This is a genomic window from Streptomyces sp. NPDC088387 (assembly GCF_044753385.1).
Classification (GTDB): domain Bacteria; phylum Actinomycetota; class Actinomycetes; order Streptomycetales; family Streptomycetaceae; genus Streptomyces.
The window spans coordinates 56,684-70,553 of the sequence record NZ_JBIVNC010000003.1 but is presented as its reverse complement, the minus strand read 5'-3'; the positions used below and the strand labels follow the sequence as shown (position 1 = coordinate 70,553).

Genomic DNA, 13,870 nt, shown 5'->3' with positions numbered 1-13,870 from the left:
ACTTCCGAGGGGGAAACCGTGTCCGTGATCAAGTTCGCCATGGTGGCCTTTCGAGGGCTTCAGCTGCTCTTCGTCGCCCTGGTGCTCGCGCACATAGGCTTCGGCTGGAGCTACTCGGTGTGGTGGGACCTGCTGCCACTCTTCCTCGCCTATGTCGTCGTCACCGTCGGCCATCGCTGGGGCGGTGCCCCGGACAGCCCCCGGCGGGTGGTGGAACCCGTCGAGGTGGTGCCGCCCGTTACCGGGCGCTGGTCCGCGTTGAACAGTCCGGCCGACCGCACGCCGAGTCACGGCATCCACGCGCACGGGCAGACCTACGCCATCGACGTCATCGCCGAGCCGGAGCCCGGCGCGCGCCCCGGCTTCCGCTGGGTGTGGCCGGTCGTCATGAAGCCCCAGGACTTCCCCGCCTTCGGGGTGCCGGTCCTCGCGGTCGCCGACGCCATGGTCGTACGCGCACACGACCGCCAGCGCGACCACCTCAGCCGCAACTCACTGCCCGGGCTGCTGTATCTGATGCTGGTCGAGGGCTCGGTGCGCGAGATCGCCGGGGTCAGCCGCATCCTCGGCAACCATCTGATCCTGGACCTCGGCAACGGCACCTACGCGGCCCTCGCCCATCTGCGGCGCGGTTCACTCACCGTCCGGGAGGGCGACCGGGTGCGGGCCGGACAGGTCGTCGCCCGCTGCGGGAACTCCGGCAACTCCTCCGAACCGCATCTGCACTTCCAGCTGATGGACGGCCCGGACCCGGACGCCGCCCGCGGTGTCCCCTTCCGCTGGCGGGGCGTCGGAGTGCCGCGCAACCAGGAGGTGTTCGAGGTGGCCGACCCCGCTGTCAGTCCCCCCGGCTAATCTCGTCCGTATGCCTCCGGCCAGGAAACGCGCACGTGTCTATGACTCCGTCAGGACCCGCACCGCGGTCTTCGCGCAGCTCACGCACGTCCAGGAAGCCGTACGGGGGCTCGGGCCCGGGCAGTTCGCGCTGCGCACCCGGCTCGGGGACTGGACCGTGCGGGAGCTGGTCGCGCACATCGGGATGGCGCTGACGGCGATCGGACGCTCGCTCGACCTGCCGGAGCCGCCGAAGCAGGACGCCGTACTGCTCGACTGGCCGTTCGCCACCTCCGCCAGTTCGCCGGACATCGACGCGTTCACGAAGAGGCTCGTCCAGGAGCATCCCGACCTCGACAACTACCTCGCCGGCATCGCCCGCACCCTCGCCGAGCAGCTCGACACCACCCCCGGCACCCGGCTGCTCCAGACCAACGCCGGTGCCCTGCCGCTCGCGGACTACCTCGTCACCCGCGCCGTCGAGCTCGTGGTCCACACCGACGACCTCAACACCGCGGTGCCGGAGCTGAAGATCCCGTACGACCGCCAGGCGCTCGCCGCCTGTACCCGGCTGCTCGCCGACGCCCTCGCCGCGAAGGCGCCCGGCGGCGCCACCGAGGTGCGGATCCCGCCGTACGCCGTGGTGCAGTGTGTGGCGGGCCCCCGCCACACCCGCGGCACACCGCCGAACGTCGTGGAGACCGACCCTCTGACCTGGATCCGCCTCGCCACCGGCCGTCTGACCTGGCCGGACGCCGTCGACGACGCCAAGGTGAGCGCGAGCGGCGAGCGAGCCGACCTGTCCGCCCTGCTGCCGCTGATGAGCTGAGCGGAACCGATCGCCCCACCCGTCCCGTCGAACGGACATGTACCGGCACAAGCGACTCACACTGACAGTGGCCGCGCTCGTCCCGCTGGCGGCGGCCTGTGGCACGGAGAAGACCGGCTCCTCCTCGGTGGCCGAACCGCAGCCCCTGACCGGGGTGCACTGGAACATCGACAGCGTCACCGTCGACGGCACCACCAAGGACGCCCCCGCCGGCGCCCACGTCACCATCGGCAAGGACGGCAAGGCCGACGGCAACTACGGCTGCAACGACTTCGGCGCACAGGCCGACCTCGAAGGCGACCGCGTACGGCTCGACGACGTCTTCTCCACCGAGATGGCGTGCGAGGACGCGCCGATGGCCTTCGAGAACACCCTCGCCACCACCCTCGCGGGCGGCGAACTCACCACGAAGGTCAGCGGCGACCGCCTCACCCTGACCACCGGCGACGGCGACACGGTGCACCTCACCAAGGAACGGCCCGCCGAGCTGTACGGCACCAAGTGGACCGTCACGGCACTGGGTGCCGGAGGCGCCGACGGCGTCGCCCAGTCCCTCCCGGAAAAGGCGGAAGCGCACCTCACGTTCGACCGCGCGGCCGGCGAGGTCGGCGGAAGCCTCGGCTGCAACAAGGTGAACGCGAAGGCGACGGTCGGCGACGGCCATATCACCCTCGGCACTCCGGCCACGACACGCATGATGTGCGACGCCTCACTCATGGACGCCGAGAAGTCGCTGCTGCGGCTCTTCGACTCCAAGGTCGACTACCGCCTGGACCATCGCACCCTCACGCTGACCAGCGAAAACGGCGAGACGGTCACCGCGGTCGCGGGCAAGTGATCCACTTGCCCCTCCGGGCGGTCACCGTTCCCCAATTCGGACCAGTGGTCGATCTCGCCTACACTCGGTGCCGTGCCACGTGGTGACGGTCGACTCAGTCATGATCTGCTCCCCGGCGAGAAAGGACCCCAGGACGCTTGCGGCGTCTTCGGAGTCTGGGCTCCCGGTGAAGAGGTCGCCAAGCTCACTTACTTCGGGCTCTACGCCCTCCAGCATCGAGGCCAGGAATCCGCGGGAATCGCGGTCAGCAACGGCTCGCAGATCCTCGTCTTCAAGGACATGGGGCTCGTTTCCCAGGTCTTCGACGAGACCTCGCTCGGATCGCTCCAGGGTCATATCGCGGTCGGACACGCCCGCTACTCGACCACCGGCGCCTCCGTGTGGGAGAACGCCCAGCCGACGTTCCGCGCGACCGCGCACGGTTCCATCGCGCTCGGCCACAACGGCAACCTGGTGAACACCGCCCAGCTCGCCGAGATGGTCGCCGACCTGCCCAAGCAGGAGGGCCGCACCCCGCGCGTCGCGGCGACCAACGACACGGACCTGCTCACCGCCCTGCTCGCCGCCCAGAGCGACGCCGAGGGCAGGCCGCTGACCATCGAGGACGCCGCCATGTCGGTGCTCCCGCAGGTCAAGGGCGCCTTCAGCCTCGTCTTCATGGACGAGCAGACCCTCTACGCGGCCCGTGACCCGCAGGGCATCCGCCCGATGGTCCTCGGCCGCCTGGAGCGCGGCTGGGTCGTCGCCTCCGAGTCCGCCGCCCTCGACATCTGCGGTGCCGCCTACGTCCGCGAGATCGAGCCGGGCGAGTTCGTCGCCATCGACGAGAACGGCCTGCGCACCTCGCGATTCGCGGAAGCGAAGCCCAAGGGCTGCATCTTCGAGTACGTGTACCTGGCCCGCCCGGACACCGACATCGCCGGCCGGAACGTGTACCTCAGCCGCGTCGAGATGGGCCGCAAGCTGGCGAAGGAGGCCCCCGCCGAGGCCGACCTCGTCATAGCGACCCCGGAGTCCGGCACCCCGGCCGCGATCGGCTACGCGGAGGCCAGCGGTATCCCGTTCGGTGCGGGTCTGGTGAAGAACGCGTATGTGGGACGGACCTTCATCCAGCCCTCACAGACCATTCGCCAGCTCGGCATCCGGCTGAAGCTGAACCCCCTCAAGGAAGTCATCAAGGGCAAGCGGCTGGTCGTCGTCGACGACTCGATCGTGCGCGGCAACACCCAGCGCGCCCTGGTCCGGATGCTCCGCGAGGCGGGCGCCGCCGAGGTCCACATCCGGATCTCCTCGCCGCCGGTCAAGTGGCCCTGCTTCTTCGGCATCGACTTCGCCACCCGCGCCGAGCTCATCGCCAACGGCATGACCATCGACGAGATCGGCACCTCCCTCGGCGCCGACTCCCTGGCGTACATCTCCATCGACGGCATGATCGACGCGACCACGATCGACAAGCCGAACCTGTGCCGCGCCTGCTTCGACGGCGAGTACCCGATGGACCTCCCGGACCCCGAGCTGCTCGGCAAGCAGCTCCTGGAGACCGAACTGGCCGCCGGTCCGGCAGCCACGGCCGCGGCCGACGCGATCCGTCGCCCGTAAGCCCAGCCGTACAACACGAAAGTTCTCACCAGCCATGTCTGAGACAACCGGTGCCAGTTACGCGTCCGCGGGCGTCGACATCGAGGCGGGCGACCGCGCCGTCGAGCTCATGAAGGAGTGGGTGAAGAAGACGCGGCGCCCCGAGGTCCTCGGCGGCCTCGGCGGTTTCGCCGGCCTCTTCGACGCCTCCGCCCTCAAGGGCTACGAGCGCCCCCTGCTGGCCTCCGCCACCGACGGTGTGGGCACCAAGGTGGACATCGCCCGGCAGCTGGGCGTCTACGACACCATCGGCCACGACCTGGTCGCCATGGTCATGGACGACATCGTGGTGTGCGGCGCCGAGCCGCTCTTCATGACCGACTACATCTGCGTCGGCAAGGTCCACCCCGAGCGGGTCGCCGCCATCGTCAAGGGCATCGCCGAGGGCTGTGTGCTGGCCGGCTGCGCCCTCGTCGGCGGTGAGACCGCCGAGCACCCGGGCCTGCTCGGTGAGGACGACTTCGACGTCGCCGGCGCCGGCACGGGCGTCGTCGAGGCCGACCGGCTGCTGGGCGCGGATCGTATCCGTAAGGGTGACGCGGTGATCGCCATCGCGTCGTCCGGTCTTCACTCCAACGGGTACTCCCTGGTCCGCCATGTCCTGCTGAACAAGGCGGGCCTGGCCCTGGAGACCCACATCGCGGAGCTCGGCCGCACCCTCGGCGAGGAGCTGCTCGAACCCACGAAGATCTACTCGCTGGACTGTCTCGCCCTGACCCGTACGACGGACGTGCACGCCTTCTCGCACATCACCGGCGGCGGACTCGCGGCCAACCTCGCCCGGGTCGTCCCGGACCACCTGCACGCGATCGTGGACCGCTCCACCTGGACCCCGGACCCGGTCTTCGACCTCGTGGGCCGCACCGGCGACGTCGAGCGCCTGGAGCTGGAGAAGACCCTCAACATGGGCGTCGGCATGATCGCGATGGTCCCGGAGGAGTCGGCCGACGTGGCCCTGGCGACCCTGGCGGACCGCGGTGTGGAGGCCTGGGTGGCCGGCGAGATCACCGACCGGGGCGACCACACGACGGGCGCGGAGCTGGTCGGCGACCACGACGCGCGCTAGCACCCGCCGCAGCGTGAAGCCGGCGCCCGCCGCAACGTGAAATGGCCCCTCGGCGACCGAGGGGCACAGTGCGGGGCGAAGCCCCGTCACGGGCAGCGCAAAACCCGGCCCGGCGGTGGGAACCGCACTGGACCGGGTCACGCACAGCTAGACAGTCAAGCGCCGCGACGTTGTTGGGACGACGGACCGGGCTCGTCGGCCTCGTCCTCGTCGTCGTTGTAGAGATCCGCGTACTGCGCGTACGGGTCGTCTTCCTCGTCGTCGTCCTCGAACGGCTCGCCATTCGGCGGCTGGCTCGAAGTCGAAGCGCCCAGCTCATTGGCCAGACGCGAGAGGTCAGTCCCGCCGCTGCTGTACTTCAGCTGGCGGGCGACCTTCGTCTGCTTGGCCTTTGCCCGGCCGCGCCCCATGGCTCGACCCCCTCGGATACGGGGCCCGGCGGCCCCAGAGTCTTGACACGCGTTCATGATCTGGAACGGGCCCTCCGTGGAGAGACCGGTCCGTAGGGCTTCCACGGTACCTGAGCCCGCGCCCATACGGTACGTCGCCCGCAGGAAGGGCGTGTGCCCAGGCCCAGTGAGGCGCCCCGTCCTCGCTGGTCAATGGCGATTTTAACCACTTCTTGGCGGGCGACCCGCCGGTCGGAGTGAGAGTTCTCTCCAACTGCCCACCGGCGGGTACCGCGCAAACCCCGTGACGCCCCGGCGAACCGGGTGCCGGACACCGGTCAGCGGCGGGCCGCGACCGCCTCGTGCATCCGCTGCTCGGCGATCCGGTCGGCCGCCGCGGCCGGCGGAATCCCGTCCGTCTTCGCACGTGCGAATATGGCCAGCGTGGTGTCGTAGATCATCGCGGCCTTCGCCCTGCACCGCTCGAAGTCGAACCCGTGCAGTTCGTCGGCCACCTGGATCACGCCACCGGCGTTCACCACGTAGTCGGGCGCGTAGAGGATCCCGCGGTCCGCGAGGTCCTTCTCGACGCCCGGGTGGGCCAGCTGGTTGTTGGCCGCGCCGCACACCACCCGGGCCGTCAGCACCGGCACGGAGACGTCGTTCAGGGCCCCGCCGAGCGCGCAGGGGGCGTAGACGTCCAGGCCCTCGACGCGGATCAGGTCGGCGGTGTTCGCGACGGCCGTGACCGTGCCGTGCCGCTCGGTGATCCGGCGTACGGCGTCCTCGCGCACATCGGTCACGAAGATCTCGGCGCCCTCCGCCACCAGGTGCTCCACCAGGTGGTGGCCGACCTTGCCGACGCCCGCGATGCCGATCCGGCGGCCGCGCAGCGAGGGGTCGCCCCACTGGTGCTGGGCGCTGGCCCGCATGCCCTGGTAGACGCCGAAGGCGGTGAGGACGGAGGAGTCGCCGGCGCCGCCGTTCTCGGGCGAACGCCCGGTGGTCCAGCGGCACTCGCGGGCGACGACGTCCATGTCGGCGACGTAGGTGCCGACGTCGCACGCGGTCACGTAGCGGCCGCCGAGGGAGGCGACGAAACGGCCGTAGGCCAGCAGCAGCTGTTCGGTCTTGATCGTGTCGGGATCGCCGATGATCACGGCCTTGCCGCCGCCGTGGTCGAGACCGGCCATGGCGTTCTTGTAGGACATACCGCGGGACAGGTTGAGGGCGTCGGCGACGGCCTCGGCCTCGTTCGCGTAGGGGTAGAAGCGCGTGCCGCCCAGGGCGGGGCCCAGGGCGGTGGAGTGGATGGCGATCACGGCTTTGAGGCCGCTGGCCCGGTCCTGGCAGAGCACGACCTGCTCATGGCCGCCCTGGTCCGAGTGGAACAGGGTGTGCAGTACATCAGCGGGCGCGCCGGTTACGTCGGTCACGGTGGTGACTCCTGAAGCAAGTAGCGGCGATGGGCACGGCCGGTGGGCCGCCCGAGACGAGAGTAGATCCCCTGTGGGCCGATGACCGCGCAGTGCTCAGGATCACCCACCGACGGGGTGGGACCGTGCGACGATTTGGATAGTTTTCCCGTGCGATTTGTGTGCGGGCCCCGCAGGTTTCCCCGGCAGAGCGCGGGGGAGGGAGCAGGCGTGCCCAAGGTGTCAGAGGTGATCGTCCCGTACGCGACGTACCTGCGTGTGTACGAGCCGCTGGCCGCCTTCCCGGAAGCGGAGCGCGGCCACTGGGCGCGCTACGCCCGCCGCCCCGACCGTCCCTCGTACCAGGACGAACTGCGCCGCTCGCTGGCCGACTTGCTGCCCACCCCGCCGATCGCGGTGCCGGTGCACGAGAGCGGTGACGCGTTCGTCCTGGAGGCGGACGGCGTGATCCACGTCTGCCCGTGGCGGACCCGGCTGCGCGGCTGGCAGGCGCTGGGCGACCTCGCCGAGGAGTTCCCCGCGCCGGTGCTGGACGCGCTGCTGCCGCCGCTGGTGCGCCACCAGGCGACCCAGGACTACGAGCGCTGGCTGGCCGGCAACCCGGACGCCCGCCCGTGGATCCGCACGGCGACCTGGCAGGTGCCGCTGAACTGGTTCGTGCTGGTCTCCGACGACGAGCGCGAGTACGCGAAGGCGGCCGGCGCGGACGGCGGCGAGGCACCCGTGCTGCGCTACCGCACGCCCATGGTGCAGGCCCGCCGCAGGGTCGCCCGGGGCCTGCGGACCCTGCGCAACACCGTGGACGAGGGCCCGCTCGTGGACGGCCTGGTGGACGTGGGGCGCTGGCTGGAGGAGTTCCACCCGCGCTCCCTGGTCGAGCTGGACTACGGCGGCCTGGTGCACGCCGTGCCGGCCGGCGAGCTGGAGGGCGACCACTCGGCGGCGGACGTGGCCGAGGGCATCGAGGCGCTGCGCAACGGCGACGGCGAGGCGGCCGCGGAGGCGTACGGGCGGCTGGTGGAGCGCTGGCGCTCGGTCCGGGACCTGCGGTCGGCGAACTGACGGCGTGACAGGAGTGACGTAGGTCACGGCTTTACGGTCCGAATACCGCGTACGGTCTACCGCACATGCCGGAGTTGACGGGACGTAGGTCCCGATCCGGGCGTTTGTGTCAAGCGTGACAGACCGCACGTACACGGCTCTTGCCTCCCACACCCCTCCTCGTGCCAAAATAGGACAAGGAGTCCGGGGAGGACTCTGTCTTGGCATTACACGCTTTGGGGGGTCTCGTGACTCCTGATCGCCCTGTGACTGATCGTCACAGTGGCGTGACTGTCCGCTATGGCATGGTCCATCGGCTTCCGTCGCTGATGGACACCTGGGAGGGCAATTCCATCGGTTTGGCCGACGCGGTTGGACAGATGGTGTAGTTGTAGTGCCGAGGACAAGCCGTTCGTCCTATAACCGACTCGACTCGCGTCCGCCATTTCGGGCAACGCGGGTCAAGGTGCAGAATTTAGAGGAATGAACCGAGAACGATCGGTTCTCCCGAGGAGGCCGCTCATGACCGCTCGCACCCCTGATGCCGAGCCGCTGCTGACCCCGGCTGAGGTCGCCACCATGTTCCGTGTCGACCCCAAGACGGTCACGCGGTGGGCGAAGGCCGGCAAGCTCACTTCCATCCGCACGCTCGGCGGGCATCGTCGCTACCGCGAGGCGGAGGTCCGTGCACTGCTCGCGGGCATCCCGCAGCAGCGCAGCGAGGCCTGAACAACTCAATATCGGGCAAACCGGTAGGTCCCCAACCCGCCGAGGCGCCCGGAACCAAAGCTCCAAGCGACGCGGGTTCTGCCCCAACAGAGCCCACTCCCAGGATCTTCAAGAATTTCACAGGGCACGTCGTTGATCGCGCTGGACTCCGCCGAGTCCAGCGCGATCTTTTTTGTGTCCGCGCGAAGGGGCCCGGGGCCTGCTGTGAGCGGCCTTGTCGGAGTCTGGGGAGGCCTGTCGGATCCGCTGTGGATGCGCTCACAGGCTGGTGCAATTGCACATATTAAATTGACCAGTTGTAGGGCCGGGGTAAGCCCTGAGGTTTCGGAAACTCACCCGGTGACTACCGTCACATGCCAGGGTACTTGTTGCCGCTGGCTTATCTGCGCTAATGGAACCGGGTGTTCCAGCGTCCCTTGCGCCAGGGGCTGTTGGGGCCTGTGTGGCCGCCCGGGTCACGTGGGGGTGGGGCGCTCGTCCTCGCGGCCGCCCTCGAAGCCGTCCTCGGGGGCCTCGCCCGGCGCCGGGGCGCCGTCCATGGCGAGCCGCTGGAGGCGGAGGCAGATGGGGCAGTGGCGCGTTCGGTGGCGGTAGGACGTCGCGGCCGACAGGTGCGCGCGGAGCAGCGCCCGCGTCTCGTGCCTGGCCCCTGCCGCCATACGCCACCTCCGCGCGCCGGGGGCCGCCGGAAGGGGTCCCTGACTTCTGGGTACCCACGGAACGTGGCCCCGTCAAGACGGGGCGCTACGCGGGGGTTGACGCGGGCGGCACCAAGAGGGCCCGCCATCTGGAAGCCCGGGCATGCATAAGGCCCGCAACCCTGAGGGGTGCGGGCCCATTTTGCCTTGTTGCGGTCCTGACGGGATTTGAACCCGCGGCCTCCACCTTGACAGGGTGGCGAGCACTCCAAACTGCTCCACAGGACCTGGTTTCGCAGTGCGATTCGTGCGTTGCGCTGCGAGAAGAGACTGTACAGGAGGGTGAGTGTCCTGGTCGAACTCACCCTGCGTACAGGCCCCGTCACCCGACCGCCGCGTCGATCGCCTTCACGATCCGCTTGTCGGAGACCGGGTACGCCGTGCCCAGCGCGTGGGCGAAGTAGCTGACCCGGAGTTCCTCGATCATCCAGCGGATGTCCAGGACCGACGACGGAACCGGACGCCCCTGCGGCATCTGCTCCAGCAGCCACGCGTACTCGTCCTGCATCTCGTGGACCTTCTGCATCCGCGTGGTGTCCCGCTGGACGTTCGTCGCCATCTGCTGGAGCCGGCGGTCCGCCGCGACCATGTACCGCATCACGTCCGGCAGTCGGCGCAGCCCCGCCTCGGTCACGAAGCCCGGCTTCACCAGCCCGTCCAGCTGCTTCCTGACGTCCGCCAGGTTCGCCAGCAGCACGGCGCTGCGTACGCCCTTCAGACGGCGCTCACAGGCCTGCCAGGCGGCCAGCACCTGCTGCACCGCGTCCACCGTACGGACCGTGGTGTCGACGATCTCGGCGCGCACCTTCTCGTACAGCTTCCGGTACGACTCCTCGTCCCACGCCGGGCCGCCGAAGTCGCCGATCAGCCGGTCCGCCGCGGCCATGGCGCAGTCGTCGAAGAGCGCCTGGATCGAGCCGTGCGGATTGGCGGACAGGGCGAGCTTCTGGGCGTTCGTCAGCTTCTCGGAGGCGAACTTCGCCGGGTTGACCGGGATGTTGCGCAGGATCAGCCGGCGTGTGCCCTTCCACATCGCCTGCTGCTGCTCGGCCTCCGTGTCGAAGAGACGGACCGAGACGGTGTCGCCGTCGTCGACGAGCGCCGGGTACGCCTTCACCGGCTGGCCGGCGCGGCGGGTCTCGAAGACGCGGGTCAGCGAGCCGATCGTCCAGTCGGTCAGGCCCGACCGCTCCAGGGACTCGCCGCCCTCGCGGGAGGCGGTCGCCGCGGCGGCCTGCGAGAGCGCCTGGCGTGCCTTCGGTTTGAGCTGGAGCTTCAGCGCCGTCAGGTCCTTGTCCTCGGCGAGCTTGCGGCGCCGCTCGTCCACGATCCGGAAGGTGATGCGCAGATGCTCCGGCACCCGCGACCAGTCGAAGTCCTCGGCGTCGAACGGCACACCGACCATGCGCTTCAGCTCGCGGGCCATCGTCGTGGTGAGCGGCTCCTGGAGGGGGACCGCCGAGTCGAGGAAGCGTCTCGCGAAGTTGGGCGCCGGCACGTAGTTGCGGCGGATCGGCTTCGGCAGGGAGCGGATCAGCTCGGTGACGACCTCCTCGCGCAGGCCCGGGATCTGCCAGTCGAAGCCCTCGTCGGTGACCTGGTTGAGGACCTGGAGCGGGATGTGCACGGTGACACCGTCGGCGTCCGCGCCCGGCTCGAACTGGTAGGTGACCCGGAACTTCAGCGGTCCCTGCCGCCACGAGTCCGGGTAGTCGTCCTTGGTGACCGCCTCCGCCGACTCCCGGATGAGCATCTCGCGCTCGAAGTCGAGGTACTCCGGCTGCTCCTGCCGCTTGCGCTTCCACCAGGAGTCGAAGTGGGCGCCGGACACCACGTGTTCGGGGACCCGCTGCTCGTAGAAGTCGTAGAGGGTCTCGTCGTCGACCAGGATGTCCCGGCGCCGGGCCCGGTGCTCCAGCTCCTCGACCTCGGTGAGCAGCCGGCGGTTGTCGGCGAAAAACTTGTGGTGGGTGCGCCAGTCGCCCTCGACGAGCGCGTTGCGGATGAACAGCTCGCGGGAGACCTCGGCGTCGATCCGGCCGTAGTTCACCTTGCGCTGGGCGACGATCGGGACGCCGTACAGCGTGACCTTCTCGTACGCCATGACCGCGGCCTGGTCCTTCTCCCAGTGCGGTTCGCTGTAGGTGCGCTTGAGGAGGTGCTCGGCGAGCGGCTCGACCCACTCGGGCTCGATCTTCGCGTTGACCCGGGCCCAGAGGCGGGAGGTCTCCACCAGCTCGGCGGACATCACGAACCGCGGGGGCTTCTTGAAGAGCGTGGAGCCCGGGAAGATCGCGAACTTGGCGTTGCGGGCGCCGAGATACTCGTTGCGCTCCTTGCGCGGGCTCGCGTCCTTGGACTCCTTCACGTCCTTCATGCCGATGTGGGAGAGGAGGCCGGAAAGCAGCGAGACGTGGATCCGGTCGGCGGGGGCGTCGTCCTCGTTGAGGTGGATGCCCATCTGCCTGGCGACGGTCCGCAGCTGGCTGTAGATGTCCTGCCATTCGCGAATGCGCAGGAAGTTGAGGTACTCCTGCTTGCACATCCGGCGGAAGGACGACGAGCCGCGCTCCTTCTGCTGCTCGCGCAGATAACGCCAGAGGTTGAGATAGGCGAGGAAGTCGCTGGTCTCGTCGCGGAACCGGGCGTGCTGCTGGTCGGCCTGCGTCTGCTTCTCCGCGGGGCGTTCGCGCGGGTCCTGGATGGAGAGCGCGGCGGCTATGACCATGACCTCGCGGACACAGCCGTTCTTGTCGGCCTCCAGGACCATCCGGGCCAGACGGGGGTCGACGGGCAGCTGCGCCAGCTTGCGGCCGCTGTCGGTGAGCCGCTTGCGTACGTCCTTCTCGCCCGGGTCGATCGCGCCGAGTTCCTGGAGGAGCTGGACGCCGTCACGGATGTTGCGGTGGTCCGGCGGGTCGATGAACGGGAACTTCTCGATGTCCCCGAGGCCGGCCGCGGTCATCTGGAGGATGACGGAGGCGAGGTTCGTGCGCAGGATCTCGGCGTCCGTGAACTCCGGCCGGGCGAGGAAGTCGTCCTCGTCGTACAGCCGGATGCAGATGCCGTCGGACGTACGGCCGCAGCGGCCCTTGCGCTGGTTGGCACTGGCCTGCGAGATCGCCTCGATGGGCAGCCGCTGGACCTTGGTGCGGTGGCTGTAGCGGGAGATACGGGCGAAGCCGGGGTCGATGACGTACTTGATGCCCGGGACGGTCAGCGAGGTCTCGGCGACGTTGGTCGCCAGAACGATCCTGCGGCCGGTGTGTTGCTGGAACACGCGGTGCTGCTCTGCGTGCGAGAGCCGCGCGTACAAGGGCAGGACTTCCGTGAACCGGTACTTCTTCTTCTCCAGCGCGTCCGCCGTGTCGCGGATCTCGCGCTCCCCGGAGAGAAAGACCAGGATGTCGCCCTTGCCCTCGCCCATCAGCTCCTCGACGGCGTCCGTGATCGCGGTGATCTGGTCGCGGTCGGCCTCGTCGGAGTCGTCCTCCAGCAGCGGGCGGTAGCGCACCTCGACCGGGTACGTACGGCCGCTGACCTCGATGATCGGGGCGTCGCCGAAGTGCCGGGAGAACCGCTCGGGGTCGATGGTCGCCGAGGTGATGACGACCTTGAGGTCGGGGCGCTTCGGAAGCAGCTGTGCGAGATAGCCCAGCAGGAAGTCGATGTTGAGGGACCGCTCGTGGGCCTCGTCGATGATGATCGTGTCGTAGGCGCGCAGCTCGCGGTCGGTCTGGATCTCGGCGAGCAGGATGCCGTCCGTCATCAGCTTCACGAAGGTCGCATCGGGGTTCACCTGGTCGGTGAACCGGACCTTCCAGCCGACGGCCTCGCCGAGCGGGGTGTCCAGTTCCTCGGCGACGCGCTCCGCGACCGTACGCGCCGCGATCCGGCGGGGCTGGGTGTGGCCGATCATCCCGCGCACGCCCCGGCCCAGCTCCATACAGATCTTGGGGATCTGGGTGGTCTTGCCGGAACCGGTCTCACCGGCCACGATCACGACCTGGTGGTCGCGGATCGCGGCCGCGATGTCGTCCTTCTTCTGGCTGACCGGGAGCTGTGGCGGATAGCTGACGGCGGGCACGCGGGCACGCCGCTCCGCCATCCTGCCCGCGGCCTTGTCGACCTCCGCCGCGATCTCGGCGACCACGGCGTCCCGGGCCTCGGGCTTGCGGATCTTGCGGGCACCTTCGAGCCGCCTGCCGAGCCGGTGCGCGTCACGCAGCGACAGCTCGGTCAGACGGGGGGCGAGAGCGCCCAGGGCGGGGGCAGGGTGCGTAGACATACGCGACCCAGGATCTCACCTCACGGAAAACACTGGCTATTGCTTATTGACCGGGGCGGGCGCCGGGGGTGCCGAGGGCCCGTG

The 13,870-nt window shown here is 69.4% G+C and carries 11 protein-coding genes and 1 tRNA gene; 7 read left to right on the top strand and 5 right to left on the bottom strand.

The features are described 5' to 3' along the window. Window positions 1-18: 18 nt before the first annotated feature. From ACIQAC_RS08455 to purM, 5 genes are all read left to right on the top strand, one after another. On the top strand, window positions 19-855 hold the full coding sequence (locus ACIQAC_RS08455; RefSeq protein WP_402188308.1) for a M23 family metallopeptidase: 837 nt from the start codon (window positions 19-21) through the stop codon (window positions 853-855). A 10-nt stretch (window positions 856-865) separates the two neighbouring features. Beyond that, window positions 866-1,663, top strand: a complete 798-nt coding sequence (locus ACIQAC_RS08450) for a sterol carrier family protein (protein WP_402188306.1) — start codon at window positions 866-868, stop codon at window positions 1,661-1,663. A gap of 37 nt (window positions 1,664-1,700) precedes the next feature. After that, on the top strand, window positions 1,701-2,501 hold the full coding sequence (locus ACIQAC_RS08445; RefSeq protein WP_402188304.1) for an META domain-containing protein: 801 nt from the start codon (window positions 1,701-1,703) through the stop codon (window positions 2,499-2,501). Between the two features lie 72 nt (window positions 2,502-2,573). Further along, window positions 2,574-4,100 (top strand): amidophosphoribosyltransferase, encoded by a 1,527-nt coding sequence (gene purF / locus ACIQAC_RS08440; protein ID WP_402188302.1) that lies wholly within the window; start codon window positions 2,574-2,576, stop codon window positions 4,098-4,100. A 34-nt stretch (window positions 4,101-4,134) separates the two neighbouring features. Beyond that, window positions 4,135-5,205: a phosphoribosylformylglycinamidine cyclo-ligase gene (gene purM / locus ACIQAC_RS08435; RefSeq protein ID WP_402188300.1), complete on the top strand. Its 1,071-nt coding sequence runs from the start codon at window positions 4,135-4,137 to the stop codon at window positions 5,203-5,205. Between the two features lie 155 nt (window positions 5,206-5,360). Here purM and ACIQAC_RS08430 read toward each other — a convergent pair whose 3' ends face one another. Continuing rightward, window positions 5,361-5,615: a DUF3073 domain-containing protein gene (locus ACIQAC_RS08430; RefSeq protein ID WP_402188299.1), complete on the bottom strand. Its 255-nt coding sequence runs from the start codon at window positions 5,613-5,615 to the stop codon at window positions 5,361-5,363. 317 nt (window positions 5,616-5,932) lie between these two features. Further along, on the bottom strand, window positions 5,933-7,030 hold the full coding sequence (locus tag ACIQAC_RS08425) for a Leu/Phe/Val dehydrogenase (protein ID WP_402188297.1): 1,098 nt from the start codon (window positions 7,028-7,030) through the stop codon (window positions 5,933-5,935). Window positions 7,031-7,240: 210 nt separating this feature from the next. On the opposite strand from ACIQAC_RS08425, the gene ACIQAC_RS08420 reads away from it, so the two are divergent. Together ACIQAC_RS08420 and bldC are read left to right on the top strand one after the other, a co-directional pair. Continuing rightward, window positions 7,241-8,092 (top strand): hypothetical protein, encoded by an 852-nt coding sequence (locus tag ACIQAC_RS08420; RefSeq protein ID WP_402188296.1) that lies wholly within the window; start codon window positions 7,241-7,243, stop codon window positions 8,090-8,092. 501 nt (window positions 8,093-8,593) lie between these two features. Beyond that, complete coding sequence (gene bldC / locus ACIQAC_RS08415; RefSeq protein WP_003949541.1) at window positions 8,594-8,800, top strand: developmental transcriptional regulator BldC; 207 nt, start codon at window positions 8,594-8,596, stop codon at window positions 8,798-8,800. A 455-nt stretch (window positions 8,801-9,255) separates the two neighbouring features. Here the strand turns inward: bldC and ACIQAC_RS08410 are convergent, their stop codons facing one another. The 3 genes from ACIQAC_RS08410 to hrpA form a co-directional block, all read right to left on the bottom strand. Then, the gene (locus tag ACIQAC_RS08410) at window positions 9,256-9,459 is read right to left on the bottom strand and encodes a DUF6274 family protein (protein WP_402188294.1); all 204 of its coding nucleotides are present in this window, start codon (window positions 9,457-9,459) and stop codon (window positions 9,256-9,258) included. Between the two features lie 192 nt (window positions 9,460-9,651). Beyond that, window positions 9,652-9,726: transfer RNA gene (locus tag ACIQAC_RS08405), tRNA-Asp, on the bottom strand. 94 nt (window positions 9,727-9,820) lie between these two features. Then, entirely contained in the window at window positions 9,821-13,786 is a 3,966-nt protein-coding gene (gene hrpA, locus ACIQAC_RS08400; protein ID WP_402188292.1) for an ATP-dependent RNA helicase HrpA, read from the bottom strand. Between the last annotated feature and the right edge of the window lie 84 nt (window positions 13,787-13,870).